Origin of the sequence: Pseudoalteromonas sp. T1lg48, assembly GCF_002964785.1 — a bacterium.
GTDB lineage: Bacteria > Pseudomonadota > Gammaproteobacteria > Enterobacterales > Alteromonadaceae > Pseudoalteromonas.
Genome location: NZ_PQCC01000018.1, coordinates 424,241 through 447,008 on the forward strand (window position 1 = coordinate 424,241; position 22,768 = coordinate 447,008).

Genomic DNA, 22,768 nt, shown 5'->3' on the forward strand with positions numbered 1-22,768 from the left:
TTAAGTTGAAACCAACAAGATAGAATAGCGCTTTATCTTATCTGATGTTTTTTCACTTATGAAGTTTTGTACTTGGGAAGCAAGCCGCCTGTTGCGCCTTGCTGCACCGGTGTTTTTTGCCCAGGTGACGCTGGTATTAATGTCTGTCGTTGACACCATTATGGCCGGTCAGGTCAGCGCCACCGACTTAGCGGCTTTGTCTATCGCTACCGGTTTATGGAACCCTGTGGTATTTGCGCTACTTGGAATTTTGATTGCGCTGACCTCGCTGGTCGCGCACAGCTTTGGTGCCGACGATGAAAAGGCCATCGCCGGGCATTTCCAACAAGCCTGTTATCTTGCGGTGCTCTTATGTTTACTCGGCTTTGTCCTCGCCTATTTCGCAGATGGGGTAATTGCCCTGCTCGACACCGGTGAAAAGGTTAAGTCACTGGCAGGGGATTACATCACCTACGTACAATTTGGCTTGCCGGGCTTTATCATTTACTCCTTGTTTCGCAATGTCGCCGAGGGTAAGGCCTACACTACCCCCGCCTTTTATATTTCTATTATCGGTCTGCTGGTCAATATCCCCGCCAACTATATTTTTATCCATGGCAAGTTGGGCGCTCCAGCCCTCGGTGGGGCCGGCTGCGGTGTGGCCACGGCCATCGTTTTGAGTGCCATGGGCATTTCCTTGTTGGTCTACAGCATGATGAGCAAGCGCATAAACGGGCGCTACCTTATGACGGCGTTTGCCGCTCCCAGCGCTAAGGCGATGTGGCAGCAATTTAAGCTGGGTGTGCCCATTTCCCTGGCGATTTTCTTTGAGGTCACCCTGTTCGCCTGTATCCCTTTGTTTATCGCCTCTCTCGGTGCCGTGGTTGTCGCCGGACACCAGGTCGCCGCGTCGGTCACCACCTTGTTGTTTATGCTGCCCTATAGCCTGTCCATGGCGGTGGCAATTCGTTTTGGCAACCTTTATGGGCAAAATGACTACCAAGCCTTGCGCCGTTGTATGAGCACCAGCTTTATCCTCGCCATCGCCATTGCCGCATTCGTTGCGCTCATAACCTACCTGCTGCGTGAAGATATTAGCGCCTTATACAGCGATAACCCAGAGGTACTGGCCCTGGCCACGGCCATTATGGTTCTGGCGTGTTTCTATCAATTGCCGGATGCGCTGCAGGTGGTGACCAGCGGCATGCTGCGCGGCATTAAACACACCGCCCCCATCTCTTATATCACCTTTGTGTCTTACTGGCTGGTGGGCTTTGCCTTGGGCTATGTCTTGGGACGAACAGACTTGATTGTGCCCGCCATGGGCGCACAAGGGTTTTGGCTCGGCATCATAGTTGGGCTATCCTGTGCTGCAGTACTGTTAATTTACGTGCTGCGGAGGCGTCTTGCACAAGCTCCTTTTAATTTTTAGCACACTGGTAATACTCGGGGGATGCAGCGACGCCCCGAGCGCCCGCTATAACGAATACCAGTATCGACTTGGTAAGTATTTAGCCATAGACCAACAAAGCCAAGTCCGCTTATCGCCCTGGGAGCGCTTTCGCAGCGTTCCCCTTTCCCCAAGCCAGAACATCAGCGTACTGGCGCTGGCAGATATTAATCACTGTCGCCTGGCTGCGCATATTGCGCTCATAATAACCAGCTCGGTAAAGTCGCCAGTGCGTCCGAACGCTTAAAATACCATATTCGCTTTATCCAACTGGTCGACCCCTGCTTGGCACATGCTCAAAGCACCAACTTGTCATCGCAGTTGCGCAGTGCCCTGGAAGCGGAAAAAACGTTTAAGATCGCCAGCGCCAAAGACGCATTTAACCTGATGCTTAGCCAGGAGCCTGAGCTCACCCGACTGTTCACACTTGCCGCCCGTGAACTGGATTATGATGAGCAAGCGGGCCGAGCAGCGAGCGCCGAAGCCTTAGCCACATTGGCTGATGTTGCCAATGCCGTGGCCAAAGAAGATTGGCAAGCGATAGATGCCGATGCAATTACCCTGGCGCTGGCCAAACTCAACGGCAATGATTATGTGCGTAAACTTTTAACCGCAACCCGCCAACAAATAATCCTAAATAATCAACTGACATCCCAGTTGCAACCCATTACCTTAACCAACGAGGTGTGCCCGCCTGGACGCCACAGTGAAGCGGCGACCATATTGCACAATATTTTTAACCTGTTTTATATAAAGGAATTGCAGGGGTATCAGGCGCAACTAAGTGGCGCTTTAGAAGAATTTACCCCCTTGTTGGCGCAGGTGTGGCAATTTGCCGATGGCAAAACCGATGCTAAAAGGGCTATTGTCGGCACCGAAGAGCAAGAGAGCCTATTGGCGCGCCTCAAAGCATCAAGTCGGGATCATGTTCGCTGGTGGCAAGGGTTTTATAAGCGGTGCAATATTAGTCCGGTATGAATAAAAAAAAAGCAAACAATCAGGAAATTAGCCAATTGCACTTGCTAAGGTCCTAGACACACTATATATTACACGGCGTTGCCAAGGGTTAACGTTTTGGCACGAAAATTAGATTGTACGACCGTAGCTCAGTTGGTTAGAGCACCACCTTGACATGGTGGGGGTCGGTGGTTCGAATCCACTCGGTCGTACCAATTCTCTAAAAATACTTCTCGTATGCAGTACGACCGTAGCTCAGTTGGTTAGAGCACCACCTTGACATGGTGGGGGTCGGTGGTTCGAATCCACTCGGTCGTACCAATTCATTCCAAAAAATAAAACTATAAATAATTAGTTTAGCTGGTTAGAGCACCACCCGCTCTCTATGGCCCGGCCCAAGGGTCGGTGGTTCGAATCCACTCGGTCGTACCAATTCATTTCAAAAAATAAAACTATAAGTAACTAGTTTAGCTGGTTAGAGCACCACCCGCTCTCTATGACCCGGCCAAGCGTCGGTGGTTCGAATCCACTCGGTCGTACCAATTCTCAAAAACACCCCCCAATCCTATTACAGATGAGCTCAGTTAGTTGCTTAGCGCACTACCAATAACCAGTACCTAGGGTCGGTCTCGATATGCGCGTTATTAATTCACTGTGCATAAAAAAGCCCCCGAAAACGAGGGCTGTTTAAGTACTTATTTTTAAAGTTTAAATTGACTCACAGTGCCATTTAATGACGTGGCTAGGACATTCAGCTCGCTGGCTTCATGGGCAAGCACGTCCGCATGACTGGCGGTGCTATTCACTAGCTCGTTTATGGCATTCAGGCTGGTATTGATATCCTCGGCAACTATGCTTTGCTGCTCTGTGCTGGTGGCAATTTGATGACTCTGGTCGAGCACATGGGCCACCGCCTCACTGATCTGTTGCAACGACTCAAGCACCGCTTCGGTTTGTGTGACCGAGCTTTGCGCGCGCTCCTGGCCTTGTTGCATCATATCGGAAGCCTGCTCGGCAATGCGCTGCAGCTTGTCTATCATGGTCCGAATATCATCGGTAGACTCCTGGGTGCGGCTGGCCAAGGAGCGCACTTCATCGGCAACCACAGCAAAACCGCGACCTTGTTCGCCGGCACGGGCCGCTTCAATAGCGGCATTCAGTGCCAGCAGATTGGTTTGCTCGGCGATGCCATTGATCACATCGATAACGGCGCCGATATTGTTACTTTCGCGCGCCAGACCGGATACCACCTCGGCCGCTGCGCCAATATGCAATGCCAGCTCGCTCATCACTCTTTGCGAGTCTCCAGACTGTTGTCTTCCCTGCTCGCTTATCGCCTGTACCGATTCGGCGGCAGCATTTGTGTGCTGGGCGTTGCGTGAAATTTCGGTGACCGTCGTGGCCATTTCCGTAACCGCGGTACTGACACTGTCGACCTGTAATTTTTCTTTTTGGATCTCGGTGTTGGTTTCGCTTGAGACGCTTTGCAAATGATTGGCTGCATGACTGAGTTGCTGGGCCTGCTCTGCGGTTTGCACCATCAAGGCCCGCAACTTATCGATAAAGGTATTCACATGATGAGCAAGTTGCCCCACTTCATCGTTACTATTTACTTCGATACGGCGAGTCAGATCGCCCTCACCGGTGGCAATATCGCGCATCACGGTGCTCAGAGAACTAATGGGCTGTATCACCAGATGCGTTACCCAGAAGATCATCGCCACGATCACCGCAAGGATCACCACCACGGCCACCGATGCCGACATCACCGCAGCATTAACCGGCTCTTCAATAAGACTTACCGGCACTAGCACCCCAACATGCCAATCGATCATTGGCTTATCAAGTTGTAAGGCATTAAAAAGCGCATAATATTTGACGCCTTTCAAGGTCACCTCAACGATGCCGGTTGACTGCTCCGCCATCGCCTTATTTAAAGCACTAAAGCCTTGGGTGTCGGAAAATTGTTGCTCCAGCGCACTGAGGTTATCTTTGCCACCATTCTCGTCGGTGATGGAGAGTTGGTGCTCGGTGCGCGCGGATAAATGCACCACGTTTAGCTCGCTGTCGAGCAAAAAGCCGTAACCCTGACCCTGGAAGGAAATATTCTCGACCATCTCTTTGATGGCGTTGATTTGCAAATCGACACCGCCTACACCCACCAATTTGGCAGCATCGTTATAGACGGGTTGTTGCACCACAGCCGATACATCACCGGTACTGATGTCCACGGAGATGGCACCGACATACAGGCCCCCTTTATTCATGGCATCTTGCCACCAGGGGCGCTCATAAGCGTAATAGGGACGGCCATCGGCATAACTGGACGTGCGCTCATTTTCCTTAAAATATTCGCCGGTGTTAGCAGAGGCGAAAAACGCCGATAAAATATTGCTATCGCGACCACTAATACGCTGAAAATCTTCATTGATAAGATTATAACCTGGCATTCTATCCAGGTTGGCGCCGCGCTGCTGATAGCCTTCAAAAAAGGCAACTAAAGAGGGGTTGGTAATATAGGTTTCAACCACCTTACCATACTGGGCGAAGAAAGAGCGCATGGACATTTGCTCGGCTTGCAGATAATTCTGCGCCTCGCGCTCCACACTATTGCGCGATAGTTCGGCAATATGGTTGATAAAAAACGCAGCCACTAGCACCATAAGCACGCTTAAGGTGCCGCCAATCAACAGGAGTATCTTTTTCCGAAGGGACAGATTATTAAGCATAATACGAAGGTTATTATTGTTTTCTTGTCATCAAAACACATCCGCCGCCACGACGCTACCCCTATATGATGACTTTATGAACGTTAGGCTGTTTTTTGAGCAACCTTTTATTGCAAAGATTGCCCTGCTTAATATCGTTTATCTGGGAGTCTCTTGATATTCGCGCCTATTGCGGCTCGGACCATACCGCGAATTCATTGCCACTGGGATCGATAAAGTGAAAACGTCGACCACCAGGAAACGAAAATATCGGCTTGCATATAACCCCGCCCGCGGCTTCTATTTTTTGCTGCGTTTGCTCCAATGCCTTGGAATAAAATACCATCAACGCCGAGCCGTTTTGAGTGTTTGCACACTGCTCGCTGGCATAAAAGCCACCGTCCAGGCCGGCACCGCTAAAGGCACTGTACTCAGGACCGTAGTCGGTAAATTGCCAGTTAAACACTGCGGTAAAAAAATCCTTGGTAGCGCGTAAATCACGTGCCGGATACTCGATGTAATTAAACTTTTCGTGACTGGTTGAGGCCATGGTGAACTCATTAATCTGGGTCGGTACTTTTACGCTAGCACAAAAAAACGGATACCTAAAAAGTATCCGTTTTCAATTAACTCAGTAATTAGTTAAGTGTTCAGCGTATCGCTTAGTCTTGTTGCTCAATCTTGGCCCAGGAATCACGCAAACCCACGGTTTGGTTAAATACCAGGTGCTCAAAATGATCGTCACGACAGAAGTAGCCAGTACGCTCAAACTGGTAACCCACAAGTGCTTTTGCATCCGCCAGACTTGGTTCAAGTTTGGCATTGCTGACAATGGTGAGTGACTCAGGGTTCAGGGCATCGGCAATATCATCCGCTGAGCCCGGATTTGGCACATTAAACAAGCGGTCATAAAGACGCACTTCGGCATCGATACAGTGGCTTGCGCTCACCCAGTGAATAACGCCTTTCACTTTACGACCATCGGCCGGGTTTTTACCTAGGGTATCGGCATCGTACGTACAGTAGATGGTGGTTATATTACCATCACCGTCTTCCTCAATACGCTCGGCCTTGATCACGTAAGCATTACGTAAACGCACTTCTTTACCCAGGACAAGGCGCTTAAACTTCTTATTCGCTTCAACACGGAAGTCGTCACGCTCAATAAATACTTCGCGCGTAAATGGCAATTGACGCGAACCCATTTCTTCCTTGTTTGGATGATTCGGTGCATCCAGCATTTCTACCTGATCTTCCGGGTAGTTCTCAATCACGATGCGCACCGGGTCAAGCACGGCCATAGCACGGGCGGCGTTGTCGTTCAGGTCATCACGGATACAGGCTTCAAGCATGCCCATTTCAACCATGTTATCCTGTTTTGTCACGCCGATACGCTTACAAAATTCACGAATAGAAGCCGGCGTATAACCACGACGACGTAAGCCGGCAATGGTCGGCATACGTGGGTCGTCCCAGCCATCGACATGACCGTCAACCACCAATTGATTAAGCTTACGCTTACTCATCATGGTGTATTCCAGGTTCAAGCGTGAGAACTCGATTTGCTGTGGGTGACACCCAATACTGATGTTATCAAGCACCCAGTCGTATAGGCGACGGTTGTCTTGGAACTCTAGTGTACACAATGAGTGGGTAATGCCCTCTAACGCATCACTGATACAATGCGTAAAGTCGTACATAGGATAGATGCACCACTTATCACCTGTTTGGTGGTGATGTGCAAAGCGAATACGGTAGATAATAGGGTCACGCAGCACCATAAAAGAGCTGGCCATATCTATCTTGGCGCGCAGTACACATTCGCCTTCTTTGAACTCACCGTTTTTCATCTTTTCGAATAACGCCAGGTTTTCTTCTACCGGCGTATCACGGTACGGGCTATTTTTACCCGGTTCGGTAAGCGTGCCACGGTACTCACGAGCCTGCTCAGGTGTTAGGAAGCACACATAAGCCAAGCCCTTGGTGATCAGCTCAACGGCATACTCATAAAGCTTATCGAAATAGTTTGAAGAGTATTGAATCTCGCCATCCCAATGGAAACCAAGCCAACTCACGTCTTCTTTGATTGAGTTAACATAGTTGATGTCTTCTTTTTCCGGGTTGGTGTCATCAAAACGCAGGTTGCACAGGCCTTGGTAATCCTCGGCAATACCGAAGTTTAAGCAAATTGATTTAGCGTGGCCAATGTGCAGGAAACCATTTGGCTCAGGCGGAAAACGGGTGTGTGTTTTTTGATGTTTACCCGACGCCAAATCTGCATCGATAATATTACGAATAAAGTTCGTTGGGCGATTTTCAATCTCCGCCATTGGGATACTTTCCTCTGAATTTTACGTGGCTTTTAACCAAAGCATTATTACAAAATCTGCGCTTAACATACAGCTTTTAGTAGGGTCAAACCAGTTTTAATTCAAGGGTGTTACCGTCCGGGTCATGAATGTATAAAGAACGACCAAAACCGGTTGCCCCATAGCGAGTGGCAAACGCTAATGTCTCCATCACCCCTTTTCGCTTTAGAGTACGGATCAGTGCTTGTTCGCTTGGTGCACTCACTTGCAAACAAATATGTGCAATGGGAGAGGTACGCACATCCGGCGGTGCCCCGCTATCTAGGCTGCCACCGGTACAAAGTAAGTCAATGAGCGCCGTACCGGCACGTAATTGATACAAGCCTTCGTCCTCAAGCACCCGCTCGAGCGTAGCGCCAAGCACCTGCTGGTAAAACGCCAGTAGCTGCTCTACCTTTGAAGTACGAATGACCACATGATCTAAGCCCTGTAATTGCATACGCTACCTTTTTTGATTGAGATCTAAACTTTTTCCTATAGTTAAGGGTAGCGTTAAAAGCACAAAATCCGAAAGAGATAAGGAACCAGTATGTCTAATTCGACCGAGTCTAAAGCAACGGCCACTGAGCCGAGCGCTCCCATGCAATGTGCTGCGGATTTGATGACGGCCTCTCCCGTCACTACCAGTGCGGATGCCTCTTTGTATGACGTTCATCAACTGATGCGTGAGTACAATATTCGCCATATCCCGGTAACCGATGATAAACAACACTTGGTGGGCATGCTAACGCAAAAGGTGATCATCGCCCAGGTAATGAAAATTATCTCGGTATTTGGCGCCGATGCCCTGGAGCGCAAAGAAAAGCAAACGCCTGTTAGTGAGATCATGTTGACTCGCTTTGACACCGTCGATTCAAGCGACCAGCTAATTGATATTGCCAAGTTTTTCTTGAATAACCGTCATGGCTGTATGCCGGTGATTGAAGCTGGAAAATTAGTCGGGGTGCTGACCTCATCTGATTTTGTCAGGCTCAGTATCGCCCTGATAGAAAAGTCATAAAAGTTTAATCTAGCGCAACATCGCTGACATTTATCAGCACTAGAATGAAGCCAATGAACATACCAAGGAATAAGGAACAACCATGGCTTCACAAAATCAACACCGGGTCTATATACCCACCAACGCCCGAGCTAACCAGTATATCCTCGCCGAGTTCAAACCCGACGAGGATTTTTATGCCTGTTTTAGCGACTATGCCAGCGCCCATCAGCGCATCGTACGCCAGCTCTTTGCCCTGTGTGACGATGCCGAACTGCATAATGTGCACGTATTAGTTAATGACAAGCTGCCTATCGTACGCTTCCACGAAGAAGCCTATTGCTTAGAAACCAAACGTCAGCAGATGTTTTTCTACAACCCGCGCTATCACGAAGCCCATACCCTGCATGGCGACGCAACACAAAAAGCACGCAAAATACGCTTGTTGTTTTTGGCCACCGGCGAGGATATTCGCGCCCACAGTGCCGACTTTCACTCTCGCGTCGCCAAGGTTTTAACCACACTGCAAGAACAGTTACCAAACCAGGCCCAGCCATTTAGGGTTCGCGACCACCAGCATCTAACCTATGATATTTTCGCCCGCGCCAAAGGCTATAAAGAAAGCTATGGCTACAAGCTCAGGGCCCTTGACTCACGTTATGAGGCCCGCGGTTGTCCACTGCCGGAGCACAGAGATCTCACCTATGCACGCTTTACGCTGCCGTTAACCCGTCAGGTCAAAACCCAGTTATTGGACCACGACGCCACCGATTTTGCCCCGTTTTACGCCCGTATCGCCGATGCCTTTGTCACCGCCTGTGAAGCCAAGCGCCTGCCACGACGCGCCATGGTGGCCAATGGCCGCACGCCGCTCATTCGCCACCGCGACATAGACACCAGTGCCCACAATGAAGAGCTGGAAAAACTGAGCTTCTTACCCTGCGTCGACAGCACCCAGAATTACCTGCTTTATGACGGCAGCCAATTGGTGCAAAGTATCGACTTCGTTATCGTCGCCGGCACCGAAGACAGGCATGATATGGGTTATGGTCGCTTTATGAATCAGGTAGAAAGTGTAATCAAATCCCTGTGTATGGAGCTGCATGTTAACCCCGAACGTCAAGACATCAATACCCGCTTCTATCAGCACCTAAGTTACGCCCTCTAAGGCAAAAACTGCCTTCATCTGCGCCGCCTTCCCAACCGGATTGGCGGCCACCCTGACACAAAAAAAACCTAAAAACCACATTCTAATACCAAGTTTATTAGCTTCAGTTACAATGAGTTACGTGTAAACGGAATAGTTTACCTTGCTTACATACGTTCATGTATGTATATTTGCGCTCTATATGATCGATTTGTTGTTCTTAGAAGGTAGGATATGAAAGCAAAAACCCTGGTCGCCTTGACCATAGTTGCGACGCTTGGCCTTAGCGGCTGTGAACAGTCGAGCGCTCAAGCTCAACCCCAAAGCGCGCCACGCGCGGTGGAAATCGAAGCGTATGAGTTGCAACCACAAACAGTGATGCAACACACCGAGTTAGTGGGCCGCACCGTGGACTACCGTCAGGCTGAAATTCGCCCTCAGGTAAGTGGTATTTTGCAGTCTCGTCTCTTTGAAGAAGGACAAATGGTCGAAAAAGGGGATGTGCTTTATCGCATCGACCCGGCTCCTTTTGAAGCCGCTCTGGCCAGTGCCAAGGCGAGCTTGGCAAAAGCCGAAGCCGCGGTTAAAAATAGCACAGCGCGCGCTAAACGTATTAAAAGCCTGCTTGGTAGCAACTCGGTTAGCCAACAGGATTTTGACGATGCCGATGCCCAGCGTCTTCAGGCACAAGCTGACTTAGCCGCCGCCAAAGCCGCGGTCCTCAGCGCCCAAATTAACCTGGACTACACAGGCATTCGTGCCCCGATCAGCGGTCAAATCGGTCGCTCTTTGGTCACCGAAGGTGCCCTACTCACCGCCAATCAAGGTAATGCCTTGGCCACCATTCGTCAGTTAGACCCCATCTATGTGGACATGACCAAGGCAGCGTCAAAACTTGCGTCTTTACGTCAGGCCATAACCACCAATGCCAGTAACAAAGAGGTTGCCCCGGCGGTACAACTCAAGCTTGATGAAGAGCTTTGGTATAGCCACCCCGGCGAGTTGCAATTCTCCGAGGTCAGCGTTGATCCATCGACGTCCATGGTCACCATGCGTGCGGTATTCCCAAATCCAGATGGTGAACTGCTGCCTGGTATGTTCGTACGTGCCCAGCTTGAGCTGGGTAATACGGATAACGGCCTTTTGGTGCCGCAAAAGTCGGTAGTGCGCACGCCTAAGGGCGAAGCCACCGTGATGGTGGTGAATGCCGAAAACACCATTGAGGTGCGCGTGGTCGAGCTGGCACAGCAGGTTGATCAAAGCTGGCTAGTCAGTAAGGGCCTTAAAGCAGGCGATATGGTTGTGACCTCGGGTTTACAAAAAATCCGTCCAGGGGCGCTGGTTAAAGTTACCACTAACCCATCGGAGGCATAAGCATGGCGAATTTCTTTATTAGCCGGCCAATCTTTGCATGGGTGATAGCCATTGTCATCATGCTGGCCGGTCTGCTATCAATTAAACAACTGCCGGTGGAGCAGTACCCCCAGGTGGCGCCACCTGCGGTGACCATCACCGCCAGCTACCCGGGTGCAACGGCGAAAACCGCCGAAGACGCCATTACCCAGGTTATCGAGCAAGCCATGAACGGCATCGACAACCTGATGTATATGTCGGCGCAGAGTGACTCTTTGGGTAATGTGACCCTGACCCTCACCTTTGAAACCGGCACCGATCCGGACATCGCTCAGGTTCAGGTACAAAACAAGTTACAGCGTGCGATCCCGTTGTTGCCACAAGAAGTGCAACAACAAGGTGTGGCGGTTGCTAAATCAAGCGGTAGCTTCTTAATGGTGATCGGCTTTATTTCCGAAGACGGTTCGATGACCCGTGAAGACCTCTCCGATTACGTTGTGTCTAACATTAAAGATCCGATCAGCCGCACGCCCGGTGTTGGTAACCTCACCGTGTTCGGTAGCCAATATGCCATGCGTATCTGGTTGGATGCAGACAAACTGAACGAGTTTCAGCTAACACCCACGGATGTGACCAGCGCCATTCGGGTGCAAAACAACCAAGTGACGGCAGGTCAGCTAGGTGGTGCACCGGCTTTACCGGGTCAGCAGTATAACGCTGCAATTACGGCACAAAGCCGTCTCAGCAGCCCAGAAGAGTTTGGACAGATATTGCTGCGCGTTAATGCCGACGGCTCTCGCGTTTTACTCAGCGACGTTGCCCGTATAGAGCTTGGTGGTGAAAATTATGCGGTCGTGGGTCGATATAACGGCATGCCAGCCACCGGTTTTGCCATTGAGCTGGCCACGGGTGCTAATGCGCTGGATACGGCCAAGGCGGTTAAAGCGCGTTTGGCAGAGCTGGAAGCCTACTTCCCGGCGGGCGTGAAGATCACCATCCCATACGACACCACGCCATTCGTTGAGGTGTCTATCAGCGCCGTGGTGCAGACCCTGTTTGAAGCCGTGATCCTGGTATTCGTGGTCATGTATTTGTTCATGCAAAACTTCCGCGCCACGCTGATCCCAACCCTGGCTATCCCTGTGGTGCTGCTGGGCACCTTCGGCATCATGTCGGCCATGGGCTTCTCTATCAACACCTTGACCATGTTCGGTATGGTGCTGGCCATCGGCCTGTTGGTGGACGATGCCATCGTCGTGGTCGAAAACGTTGAACGGGTTATGAGTGAAGAGGGCCTGGGGCCGATTGAAGCCACACGTAAGTCCATGGGCCAGATCACCGGCGCCCTGGTGGGTATCGGTCTGGTATTGTCGGCGGTATTCGTACCCATGGCGTTCTTCGGTGGTGCCACCGGTGCCATCTATAAACAGTTCTCTATTACCATTGTATCGGCCATGGCGCTGTCGGTGCTCGTTGCTATCGTCTTTACTCCGGCCCTGTGTGCCACCATTTTGAAGCCGTTACATGGCGATCATCACAACAAAGGCGGCTTCTTTGGCTGGTTTAACCGCACCTTTGACCGCGGTAATGACAAATACGGTAAGGCCGTAGGTGGGCTGTTGAAACGCCCTGTTCGCTCTATGGCGCTGTACGGTGTGATAGTGGCGGTAATGGCACTGATGTTTGCCCGCCTGCCGTCATCCTTCCTGCCGGAAGAAGATCAGGGTATCTTCCTGACCATGGTGCAATTACCCAGTGGCGCCAGCCAGGAGCGTACCGAAGCGATCATGACCCAGGTGTCCGATCACTACGGCAGCGAAGAAGCGGTGCAATCCGTGTTTACCGTAAGCGGCTTTAGCTTTGCCGGTCAGGGTCAAAACGTGGGTCTTGCCTTCACCCGGCTAAAAGACTGGAGCGAGCGCGACGAAAACCAAAGCGTACAGGCGATTATTGGCCGTGCCATGGGCAAATTCTCGACCATCAAAGAAGCTCAAATTTTCGCCTTTAACCTGCCACCCATCGTTGAACTGGGTCAGGCCACCGGCTTTAACATGTTCTTGCAAGACCGTGGGGGTCTGGGCCACGAAGCCCTGCTCCAGGCACGTAACCAGTTCCTTGGCATGGCCGCTCAGCGTCCAGAGCTGATGGCAGTACGTCCAAATGGCATGGAAGATGCGGCGCAGCTGCAAGTGGATATCGACCAACTTAAGGCTCAGGCTTTGGGTGTGCCGATCAGCGAGATCAACAACGCCTTATCTATCGGCTGGGGTTCGACCTATGTGAACGACTTCGTAGACCGCGGCCGCGTTAAGAAGGTATACGTGCAGGCGGATGCGCAATTTCGGATGACGCCGGAAGACCTAAGCCACTGGTATGTGCGTAATAACCAAGGCGAGATGGTATCGTTCGACAGCTTCGCCAGCAGCCGTTGGGTGTATGGCCCGCAACGTTTGGAGCGTTATAACGGCATCTCGGCGATGGAGATATTAGGTCAACCGGCACCGGGATACAGCTCGGGTACGGCCATGAATGTGGTTGCCGAGTTGGTAGAGCAACTACCGGAAGGTATCGACTTCGAGTGGACCAGTACCTCATACCAAGAGAAGATGTCTGGCTCACAGGCGCCCTTCTTGTATGCCCTGTCGATCCTCGTGGTATTCCTGTGCTTAGCAGCACTGTATGAAAGCTGGTCTATTCCATTCTCGGTGATCATGGTGGTGCCTTTGGGCATTGTCGGTGCCCTGGGTGCGGCCTTTATCTTCGGTTTGGAAAACGACGTCTACTTCCAGGTAGGTCTGTTGACCACCATGGGTCTGGCCTCGAAAAACGCCATCTTAATAGTAGAGTTTGCTAAAGACCTGCAACAACAAGGCCTGGATGTGATCAAGGCGACGCTTGAGGCTATCCGCCTGCGTCTACGCCCTATCATCATGACGTCACTGGCCTTCTCACTGGGCGTATTGCCGCTGGCGATCAGCACAGGTGCGGGCTCGGCAAGTCGTAACGCCATTGGTATTGGTGTACTGGGCGGGATGGCAACGGCCACCTTCCTGGCAATCTTCCTCGTCCCTGTGTTCTATTTGGTGGTACAAAAAATCTTTGTACGCAACAAATAACCAGGGGGCACTGCAAGCCGGGCTAAATTAGCCCGGCTTTTTTAGGCCTACAAATAAGGTATCGAGTAAGGGCTCAACCTGTTTGGTCAGGTTCATGCAGCCCGGGTGCTGCAGATACTGGCTCAGCAAACCGACGAATAAGGCGTTGAGCGATATGGCTGCATCTTCGGGGCGAATACAGGGATTTAATTCGCCATTATCCAGGGCACGGTTAAAGGCCAAGGTTAATGTGGCAATCACTTCCTGATTCAACTCTTTTTGCTGCGCCACCACTGGATTTAACTCTTCGACGTATTCACAGCGATGGAACACCACGGTGAGCACCCGATAATATTGAGGCTGCTGCTCCACCAGCAACATGGAGCGGCAAATCACATCCTTCACCTGAGCCAGGGTGCTTTGCTCATTGGCCTGTTGCAGCTCACTGAGCATCATGCGAAACGGCAAGCGAATGCGCTCAAGCATGGCGTTAAAAAGGTCATTCTTGTTGGCAAAATGCCAATAAATGGCACCGCGCGTCACCCCCGCCGCGGCGGCAATATGCGCCAAGGTGGTACAGGACACCCCATGCTCAAAAAACTGATGTTCGGCGGCATCTAAAATTGCCGCCCGAGTCTGCTCTGCATCGGCCTTACTACGCCTTGCCATTATGCTTGTCCCATAATTTTACTTGCTGATTATATTAACATATTTGTTACCAAGTGTGACTAGCAAGAACGGGCTTAGGGCATAATTTCCATATAAGAAAAGGGGCTATTTGCCCCCCAATTGCTAAGGTAACTCAACTTATTACTCGGTCACCACAAAGGGTAGATTAATGTTTGCGGCATTGACCTCGGACAACCACAGATACTTGCCTGGCGCCAAATCGACGCTGACATAGCCATGGTTACCGACGCCCATCTGTTCAATACCGCCTAAAAAGGTCACCGGCGCCGGCGCCCGCAAGCCACCGACATTGGTCCAGTCCATCCAAAAATACACCTGCTGTAAATCCGTGCCCTCTTCGAGCTTGGCCAGGTGTAAGTCATAGGGTAAAGAACCCGGCGGGTTTTCGCCGATATCAATACGAAAGGTGTGTTTACCCGCTTTCACCACCTCAGGTCCACTAATGCCCGAGTTGGCAATAATCAGGTTATGGGTGGCACTGGGTAGTTGCTGCTCTGTGGGCCCAGGATAGACCTGTATCTGATGCAACATCCCCATCAGCGTGTGCCATTGACCGTCCGGCGCTTTCACATAGCATTCGAGCAAATAGATGCCCGGTTTATCGATATTAAAGGTGGCCTCGACGCTGTGGCCGTTGGACAAGAGTCCTGCCCCCCCTACCCAGGTCATTTGCAGCCCCCAGTCCGGAACGTTGTGCTCCAGAAATGGACCTATATCCGCTTTGGTCATTTCGCCGCTGCGCAGCCCCTGCATGATTGGGTCAAACGCCGGCGCCACCTCCCGCAGCTGATCCTTTATGGTCTTGCCTTCAACCAAGCGGTACATGGCCACAAAGTGCTCCTGGCCACCGCGGTTGGTAAATGCAAAGGTAGTCCAACCGGTGGGTAAATAATCCGGCGCCAAAATGGCATATTCTGTGGTGGTAACATCCACCTTATTGACCGGTATTTGCACATCCTGTGGCAACGCCTGTGGCGCCATATTTCCTTGGTCATTGGCCCGCGCCTCTCTCTGGGGCGCTTCACAAGCCGATAACGTCAAGAGCAGAATACATGCCAATATAGGCTTAATAAGATTTAACCCAGACACATAAACCTCCTTGGTTTCATTAACGTTTAAGGTTAAAGCCTAGTTAAAAAGGCGGGTTTAGCAACATACCATGATCTCTCTGGTGTAGATTGATCATAGAGGTACATATTGGAGTTTTCTGTGAGCGAAATTCCTTTTAAGGGAGCAGACACAAAATACAGGTGTTTTTGTAAAGCACATTAAACACCAAGCTCAACGCAAACTAAACATGCATAGCAAACACTTTATTAGGCAAATTTTAACCTGCCTACTTTCTTCCAGGTTCGTGGCTCTGGTGGCGTGGGAATTAGGCATTTAAGTCTTCCCAGTTAGCTTTTGAGGTAACAAAATTGTGTGAAAGTGGTCGTCCTGATATGTCACTCTCTATGCCCCCAAACGAAGTCGATACCTTTCTGAAGACTGATCATTTGAGCTCTAGATGGGTAAACCACAGTTTTTACAAAAGTACTTTCGTTCACCTTCACTACGTTCGTAAAACGTAAGAGAGCTATCTTTATCTCTTAACTTAAGATCTTCTGCATTGATGAAGCCATTGGTAGCGTAGGCACTTCCACTGGCCTTACGACACAACGAATAATGGCAGTGAATGATTATAAGATACACTACCGTCTAGTGAGAGCTGGATTGAACCGCACAAGCAACTTCCTTTGTACATCTTTACTCCTTAACTAAATTTAAGCTTATTCGCTTAACACCTTACCAATGGGGCTAAATGTTTGGCTAAATTTAACCACGAAAGAGTACAAGAGCAGCTGAACTTTATATTGATAGATGGGCTCGAAATCTATTCTTTCTAAAGCCATATGGTTCCAAATTTCATATAGACTAATTGTGGCAGGGGGACTTACCACCTTCTGCTTCCAGGTTGTAATCAACAGATTCGACGACATTCCTGACGATTCCGTCGCAGAAGAATGCTGACTCAGCAGTCTCTTTTGAAATTTGTCTATATTTGACTCAAGACTCTAAAATGCCAGCTCTGCAAACTCCAATGACTGCGCGGGGAGGTCTTTATAAACTTAACGCCGCGCTATGCGGCGTATATTAGTTGGCTAAATTTAGCACCGGACCAACACCAGCCAACTTTCATACATCCGGATAAGCAACTTGCTAAATTCAATCAATTACGAGGCCTGTATCTTTTAGCTATTGTAGAAAAGTTAATAAGTCTAAAAATTAGGGGTATGAGCCCAAATAACATCAGGTCAAAAAAAGCGCCACCGCTTTTAGCCTTATTGTCTTCATTACCACCTATCTGAGAGGGCTTTATTACATTAACCGCGAAAGGGACTTCGATATTATTAACTCCATCGAATACGATTAGCGTAAATTGTGCATTAACATCTGAAATTGTGGGAGTGCCTTTTAAGGACTTTTCGGCAAAAGTTAGCCACGACGGTAATGTTCCGTTGACTTCATAATCCAAAGTATCGTTATCGACATCTTCAAACAATTCATCAAAATTAATGTTAATCTCTTCATTTACATGTACGTTATATGATGACGTTGAACCAATGAATTTAGGCTCAGTGTTAATCACTTCAATACTAATTTCAGTACTTATTTGGTTCACACCGTCTGAAACTTCTATCTGAAAAGTTGCACCCAAATCTCTTGAACCTGGAGTGCCTTGTAAGGACCTTTCATCAAAAGTCAGCCACGACGGTAATGTTCCGTTGACTTCATAATCCAAAGTATCGTTATCGACATCTTCAAACAATTCATCAAAATTAATGTTAATCTCTTCATTTACATGTACGTTATATGATGACGTTGAACCAATAAACTTAGGCTCAGTGTTAATCACTTCAATACTAATTTCGGTACTTATTTTGTCCACACCATCTGACACATTTAACTCTAAAGTTGCACCAAGATCAGTTGAACCGGGAGTACCATCAATATATGAAGCTCCCACATTCATCCAGTCAGAAGTGTTTCCAATGACTTCAAATATTAATGGATCATTATCGTAATCTGAAAAATGATTTTCAAAATCAATTAGTAGATACTCCCCAACATGCGCTTTGAAGTCTAGCGTACCTCCATTGAACTCGGGAGGTGTGTTTTTTCTAAACAAACTCACACTCTGATTAAAGGAATCTGTGCTAACAATATACTTGCCATCGTGAAAGGTGTTTACCAATATTGGCTGCCCCTGCTCTTTTAAGACGGTTCCTTTAAGCTTTATTTCTTCTATAAATGACAGTTCTTTTGTAGCATCATTTATACGCAAGGCTATGAAAGAATCACCATAATCCTTAGTTAAATAAATGCGGCCAATAAGAGAGTCAAGTGTAATTTCGGTTATCCCTTGCAACCACTCGCGTGATTGTTCGTTACTACTGTATCTATGTATTTGAGATATCATACTGGATTCAGGGTTCAACTCGGCAACAACTATACCAGAGTCAACTATCCAGGAATAATCATTACGTGTATCATAAGGCAAATAAAGCGTATTGCCATAAACCCCTATAGATGAAGTGGCTATTCCACTTTTTGAAACGCCAAAAAGCTCGTTTTCCATCAACTGTTTCAAGGTCAGTTTCCCAGTTGACCGTTCAATCGAAAACAGTGCCAAATCATAATTATTTGAATATAAAATCAAGTGTTTATTATCAGGCATAATAGTTATGTATACTGCACCCTGAAATTCGGAAATGCCTTCTGTATTCCCATAAATATTATTTTGAAATCTTTCAACCAGTGTTAGATCACCTGTAACTGGATCCCGAGCAAGTACAGTTAACAACCAGTTACTGTTGGAATGAGAAGCGTACATATAATTACCATCAGCGCTCATCACAAATGAGGTAGCCTCATCAAAATCATTTATCCAATTTTGTTCAGCGTTAAAGGTTTTAATTAGCGTTACCTTACCCGTCTCACTTGATCGTTCAAATAAATGAACTTTCGGATAAGTTCCATTTTCAGGTAAATAGATATGTTTGCCATCAGGGCTTAGCACAAGGCTGGTATCGAATTTTCTTGCTTCTACATTGTATGGTGAGTTGTTCTGTATAAATTTTAGTGACTCCAACTGTTCAGAAAACTCAAACACTGAAATACCCGAGATTCTATCAGAAACATATAAAAACTTATCATCATCACTAGCCGTTATATTTAGCGGGCTTGTTATGCCTCTTACGCCGTCCTCTGCATTCGTCACCGTATGGTAAGACAGGTTTCCGTTCGCCTCGTCTGGTGTAAAAGCTAACAAAGTCCCACTCAAATAAGATGGCACATAGGCATGTTCACCTGAGGCAGTGAACTCTATATCCATGGGACCATGCATTAATTCAACATCAACACCGTTAAAAATCGCATCATTCTGTGTTAAAAAACCAGAATCACCATCTATATCAAATTGAATAACCCCATTTTTATCAAACGAACCATAATTATTATCTTCCCCAACCACTAAATAAAGCTGGCTATTATTTATTTCTATTTTACGGGGGTTAATTAATGTTGCGTTCAAGGCCGCAATTTCAACGTGCTGCTTCAACTGTAATTGACCGGAGACTAAGTTGTTGCTAAAAACGTGAAGGCCTGATTTTGAAGCAAGATAAACATCGTTGGTTACCTCATTAACAGCTACTTCCCAACTTGATTGAATGGTGCTCAATGTCTCGTCGTTATAACCGTTTGCGGTCCACAAATGTGAAATATCACCATTTGACTCGTTAAAACTAAATACTGCTATTCCTGACGGCCCAGCGATATAGAAAAAATTATTGGATGATGAAAATTTAAGATCCCGAACTTCATAGCTAAAAGAAACATCGGGGCCGATTTCGTATAAATTGACAAATTCAAGTACACCTGTATCTAACTGTCTTTTAAATACGGATATACTAAGAGCACCACCGCTTACCAGTATATATTTACCATCATTACTCTCTGCCAAAACTGTTGTGTTAGAGAGATTAGCTTCAGGAAAATCAAAAGAACTAATGTTTTGGATTTCACTTAGCATACCTGTTTCATTATCACGGGTAAGAACGGATAGTTGATCGCCGTCTTCTTCCAGTGCATAAACATTTTTTTGATCACGACTTAACAATAGCTCGTAAACTCTTAGAAGCGAGAATGAGTCCGGGACAGATTGGACTGCACTTAGAGTGCCGTTGGTTAAATCTCTTTTAAATACAACAAGATCGTTTTTGCTATCACTATTAGAGAAACCGGCCACATAGACGAATCGATCATCATTACTAATTGCTACATCAATTGCTTTATCGATTTTCCCATCAGTTTTTGTTGTAATATGATTAATGCTTTTTGAGTAAGTATTAAAAGATAGAATTAGCAAAGTGATAAAACAAGCTCTTGTAAACATTAAACTCTCCCTTTTTGATTTACTTTTTAATATATTTCCTGGTCGCTATAGTGCCCCAAACAGGGGCGGCTTTTAAGCTAACTAAAATTAGACGCGAAGCGTCGGGAGCCAGCTTAAAACTGTCCCGTAACCTGGCTTGTTAAATGCGCTAGTTACTCGTAACTTCACTTTTAACTTTTCGATTTAACTCCATAAAGTCTTTGACTAACGAGTCACAAGCAACTCTCGAAGCACTACACTTTACTTGAGTTGTAATACCAATTTGTCCACCCCTTTCTACTGCAGCTCGACGAACTACTGACGGATAGGAAGGGTGATCTTTTGGGGCAAATGACCAGAGGGTTTTATTGGTGTTGTCATTTATAATTACCCACCCGTCAGATTCTCTAATTTCAACATTGGGATCTGATTTTAGAGCCTCAAGTGCCTCGAGTACTGTTTTAAATCCAAAAACTTGCCCACCTTTTCCTTGATAACCCAATTCAGATTCAGCGGCATAAGTTAAGTTAGAAATACCTATTAGAACCAGGAAAAATACCCGATGCATACACAATCCTTCTTGAGCACCTAACAGCTTATTAGTGCGAATTCCCAGTTAAGGAAGTTACCCACAACCCAAACTTGTCCCACTAATAAAATTTTTACTTAATACTAACACCAAGCTATCAGGTGTTTTTCTCATAAGCAATCAAGAAACAAGCCAGAAAAAACGTACCTTCACTTATTCGGGCCTTATGTGGCTCGCTATATAATTTTTTTATCATTAAATATCAGTAGATTATCTATTATCATCACATAACCGAGCCGGATCTGTGTATTACATAGCGTGCCAAAACAACCATAATCGACGCGTTTTTACCTATCCGTATTTTTAAGGATAAGAAGCACGGGTGTGCGATTGGCGCTGAGCCGAGAGCCCGGCCACCCCACCAATAGTGTGGGTATGACACTTTCTTTCTCTTCGAGAGCAGACCTAATCTCAGGTAAAAAGAGCAGCCGGTGGCTGCTCTTTTTACATTGCTAAGCTTAATTTTGCTGGAACGGATACACGGAGCCAATGGACAGTATCTGAGTCAGTTCATCGAGCGCTGATTGGCTTTCAGTCATCAGGGTGGGATCGGCCAAATCCGTCTCAGAGACTCTGTCACGGTAGTGTTTTTTAACCCAGTCAGACAAAACAGCGTAAAGGCCGTCATCCAACAGGCAGGAGGGATTAACCGCTGCCAGCTCCTGCTGTGACAGTGCGACACGCAAACGCAGACAAGCCGGTCCGCCACCATTTTGCATACTTTGCTTCAGGTCCATATAGATCACCTCATTAATCGGGTTACTGGCCTTGCAAAGCAGTGACAGATAGCGTTCTACCCTGCCTAGGGTCTGACATTCGCTTGGGGCGATAATGGCCATGCCCCCATTTGGCAGGCTCACTAATTGACTGTTGAATATATAGCTTTTGATCGCGTCGTCGACTGTAACGTCTGTTGTTTTTACTTCTATCAGGTGTAAAGGACGTGAGCCTGAATACCGGTTGCGGATCTGCTCTATGACCGCCTGCTGTTGATAAAACGCCTGCTCATGAAACAAAAACACGTTCTCATTGCCAATGGCTATCACATCGTTGTGAAATACCCCCTGATCGATAACGTCGGGGTTTTGCTGAATAAACAAGGTGCGCTTCGGGTCGAGCTGATGACTACGTGCTATCGCCTCACTCGCCTGACGGGTTTGTCTGGCGGGAAACGCGGAGGGCCTAACATTAGCATTCATGTCTTCGCCATAGACAAACAAGGCAAGTCCATGGTGACCATAACTGTCGACCAGCCTGGTGTAGTTTGCCGCCCCCTCATCACCAAAGAGTGAGTGCTGGGGCAAAGGCGGATGATGCACAAAATGCGTATCATCATTAAAGGTGGCACGCAAAATTTGCCCCGTGGTTTTAGCCTCTATCGCTCGGTGCAGCTTGTTATTCAGGTTGGCCGGCGTAAAGTGCACCTTAGCGTCTTGCGTATCACACCCGGGCGAGACGGTAGCGGCGTTGGCGGCCCACATGGATGACGCCGAATAACAGGCCTTCAATAACGTGGGCTCGGTTTTCGCTGCCTTGTTGATCACCGCCGCATCCGAGCCACTGAAGCCCAAGGCTCTTAGCATCGCTAAGTCAGGACGCGCATTGGGCGCCAGCACCCCTTGATACAGCCCGAGCTGTACTAAAGACCACATTTTTTCCAGGCCCTGCAGCGCCGCTTGCCTGGGGTTGGCCACCTTATTGGCATTGGATTTAGATGCAATATTGCCATACGACAAGCCTGCATAGTTGTGTGTAGGCCCTACCAGACCATCAAAATTAACCTCGTAATAGCTCACTGCTGCCCCCTTTTGGTGCGTAGCGCACTGCATTGGTTTTGTTTATTTCCGAATTGTCACCTTACGTTTGCCAACGAATAACCCTTCTCCCCCTTTAAACCAACGGAGCTGGGTATATGTGAAGTAAAACGTATTGATGCAACGAAGGGGAAGTAATCAAGTCCTGTGCCAACAAGGTGACACAAAATAAGCAACCGTGGTTTTGCATAATAAGCACCGACAAAAAACATGGCTAAGCTCATT

16 protein-coding genes, 2 tRNA genes and 1 pseudogene are annotated in these 22,768 nt (G+C 48.0%); 9 read left to right on the plus strand and 10 right to left on the minus strand.

Features of this window, described 5'->3' with window-relative positions; translation table 11 throughout:
• The first annotated feature begins 58 nt into the window (after positions 1-58).
• From C2M29_RS11200 to C2M29_RS11215, 5 genes are all read left to right on the plus strand, one after another.
• Positions 59-1,411, plus strand: a complete 1,353-nt coding sequence (locus C2M29_RS11200; protein ID WP_105189856.1) for an MATE family efflux transporter — start codon at positions 59-61, stop codon at positions 1,409-1,411.
• Positions 1,386-1,676, plus strand: coding sequence for a hypothetical protein (locus tag C2M29_RS16605; protein ID WP_158684717.1), 291 nt, complete (start codon positions 1,386-1,388; stop codon positions 1,674-1,676). Before C2M29_RS11200 ends, C2M29_RS16605 begins: the two co-directional genes overlap by 26 nt.
• Before the next feature lie 8 nt (positions 1,677-1,684).
• A complete protein-coding gene (locus C2M29_RS11205; RefSeq protein WP_233998432.1) occupies positions 1,685-2,407 on the plus strand; it encodes a DUF3080 family protein in 723 nt (240 codons plus the stop codon).
• Positions 2,408-2,524: 117 nt separating this feature from the next.
• Positions 2,525-2,601 (plus strand) — tRNA-Val (locus C2M29_RS11210).
• A gap of 29 nt (positions 2,602-2,630) precedes the next feature.
• Positions 2,631-2,707 (plus strand) — tRNA-Val (locus C2M29_RS11215).
• Positions 2,708-3,087: 380 nt separating this feature from the next.
• Here the strand turns inward: C2M29_RS11215 and C2M29_RS11220 are convergent.
• The 4 genes from C2M29_RS11220 to C2M29_RS11235 form a co-directional block, all read right to left on the minus strand.
• On the minus strand, positions 3,088-5,115 hold the full coding sequence (locus C2M29_RS11220; protein WP_105189858.1) for a methyl-accepting chemotaxis protein: 2,028 nt from the start codon (positions 5,113-5,115) through the stop codon (positions 3,088-3,090).
• Positions 5,116-5,281: 166 nt separating this feature from the next.
• On the minus strand, positions 5,282-5,644 hold the full coding sequence (locus C2M29_RS11225; protein WP_105189859.1) for a VOC family protein: 363 nt from the start codon (positions 5,642-5,644) through the stop codon (positions 5,282-5,284).
• Between the two features lie 112 nt (positions 5,645-5,756).
• Positions 5,757-7,424: a glutamine--tRNA ligase gene (gene glnS / locus C2M29_RS11230; protein WP_105189860.1), complete on the minus strand. Its 1,668-nt coding sequence runs from the start codon at positions 7,422-7,424 to the stop codon at positions 5,757-5,759.
• Positions 7,425-7,509: 85 nt separating this feature from the next.
• The gene (locus C2M29_RS11235) at positions 7,510-7,902 is read right to left on the minus strand and encodes a VOC family protein (RefSeq protein ID WP_105189861.1); all 393 of its coding nucleotides are present in this window, start codon (positions 7,900-7,902) and stop codon (positions 7,510-7,512) included.
• A gap of 90 nt (positions 7,903-7,992) precedes the next feature.
• On the opposite strand from C2M29_RS11235, the gene C2M29_RS11240 reads away from it, so the two are divergent.
• From C2M29_RS11240 to C2M29_RS11255, 4 genes are all read left to right on the plus strand, one after another.
• Positions 7,993-8,463, plus strand: coding sequence for a CBS domain-containing protein (locus tag C2M29_RS11240; RefSeq protein WP_442792554.1), 471 nt, complete (start codon positions 7,993-7,995; stop codon positions 8,461-8,463).
• Between the two features lie 82 nt (positions 8,464-8,545).
• Positions 8,546-9,610: a DUF3083 family protein gene (locus tag C2M29_RS11245; RefSeq protein WP_105189862.1), complete on the plus strand. Its 1,065-nt coding sequence runs from the start codon at positions 8,546-8,548 to the stop codon at positions 9,608-9,610.
• A gap of 213 nt (positions 9,611-9,823) precedes the next feature.
• Positions 9,824-10,963 carry an efflux RND transporter periplasmic adaptor subunit gene (locus tag C2M29_RS11250; protein WP_105189863.1) on the plus strand — a complete coding sequence of 380 codons (1,140 nt, stop codon included), beginning with the start codon at positions 9,824-9,826 and terminating at the stop codon, positions 10,961-10,963.
• A 2-nt stretch (positions 10,964-10,965) separates the two neighbouring features.
• Positions 10,966-14,058, plus strand: coding sequence for an efflux RND transporter permease subunit (locus tag C2M29_RS11255; RefSeq protein ID WP_105189864.1), 3,093 nt, complete (start codon positions 10,966-10,968; stop codon positions 14,056-14,058).
• 27 nt (positions 14,059-14,085) lie between these two features.
• On the opposite strand, the gene C2M29_RS11260 is transcribed toward C2M29_RS11255, so the two are convergent.
• From C2M29_RS11260 to astB, 6 genes and pseudogenes are all read right to left on the minus strand, one after another.
• Positions 14,086-14,706, minus strand: a complete 621-nt coding sequence (locus C2M29_RS11260; protein WP_105189865.1) for a TetR family transcriptional regulator — start codon at positions 14,704-14,706, stop codon at positions 14,086-14,088.
• Positions 14,707-14,847: 141 nt separating this feature from the next.
• Entirely contained in the window at positions 14,848-15,816 is a 969-nt protein-coding gene (locus C2M29_RS11265; RefSeq protein ID WP_158684718.1) for a hypothetical protein, read from the minus strand.
• A 286-nt stretch (positions 15,817-16,102) separates the two neighbouring features.
• A pseudogene (locus C2M29_RS11270) lies at positions 16,103-16,471 on the minus strand (GFA family protein).
• A gap of 465 nt (positions 16,472-16,936) precedes the next feature.
• Complete coding sequence (locus tag C2M29_RS11275; protein WP_105189867.1) at positions 16,937-20,161, minus strand: beta-propeller fold lactonase family protein; 3,225 nt, start codon at positions 20,159-20,161, stop codon at positions 16,937-16,939.
• Between the two features lie 148 nt (positions 20,162-20,309).
• Positions 20,310-20,708, minus strand: coding sequence for a molecular chaperone DnaJ (locus tag C2M29_RS11280; protein WP_105189868.1), 399 nt, complete (start codon positions 20,706-20,708; stop codon positions 20,310-20,312).
• Between the two features lie 479 nt (positions 20,709-21,187).
• A complete protein-coding gene (gene astB / locus C2M29_RS11285) occupies positions 21,188-22,525 on the minus strand; it encodes an N-succinylarginine dihydrolase (protein ID WP_105189869.1) in 1,338 nt (445 codons plus the stop codon).
• Between the last annotated feature and the right edge of the window lie 243 nt (positions 22,526-22,768).

Excerpts from the sequence above, each read along its gene's own strand:
- C2M29_RS11220 (WP_105189858.1), bottom strand. The coding sequence starts at position 5,115 with ATGCTTAATAATCTGTCCCTTCGGAAAAAGATACTCCTGTTGATTGGC.
- C2M29_RS11225 (WP_105189859.1), bottom strand. The coding sequence starts at position 5,644 with ATGGCCTCAACCAGTCACGAAAAGTTTAATTACATCGAGTATCCGGCA.
- C2M29_RS11245 (WP_105189862.1), top strand. The coding sequence starts at position 8,546 with ATGGCTTCACAAAATCAACACCGGGTCTATATACCCACCAACGCCCGA.
- C2M29_RS11280 (WP_105189868.1), bottom strand. The coding sequence starts at position 20,708 with ATGCATCGGGTATTTTTCCTGGTTCTAATAGGTATTTCTAACTTAACT.
- C2M29_RS11260 (WP_105189865.1), bottom strand. The coding sequence starts at position 14,706 with ATGGCAAGGCGTAGTAAGGCCGATGCAGAGCAGACTCGGGCGGCAATT.
- C2M29_RS11250 (WP_105189863.1), top strand. The coding sequence starts at position 9,824 with ATGAAAGCAAAAACCCTGGTCGCCTTGACCATAGTTGCGACGCTTGGC.
- C2M29_RS11255 (WP_105189864.1), top strand. The coding sequence starts at position 10,966 with ATGGCGAATTTCTTTATTAGCCGGCCAATCTTTGCATGGGTGATAGCC.
- glnS (WP_105189860.1), bottom strand. The coding sequence starts at position 7,424 with ATGGCGGAGATTGAAAATCGCCCAACGAACTTTATTCGTAATATTATC.
- C2M29_RS11275 (WP_105189867.1), bottom strand. The coding sequence starts at position 20,161 with ATGTTTACAAGAGCTTGTTTTATCACTTTGCTAATTCTATCTTTTAAT.
- C2M29_RS11240 (WP_442792554.1), top strand. The coding sequence starts at position 7,993 with ATGTCTAATTCGACCGAGTCTAAAGCAACGGCCACTGAGCCGAGCGCT.
- C2M29_RS11200 (WP_105189856.1), top strand. The coding sequence starts at position 59 with ATGAAGTTTTGTACTTGGGAAGCAAGCCGCCTGTTGCGCCTTGCTGCA.
- C2M29_RS11235 (WP_105189861.1), bottom strand. The coding sequence starts at position 7,902 with ATGCAATTACAGGGCTTAGATCATGTGGTCATTCGTACTTCAAAGGTA.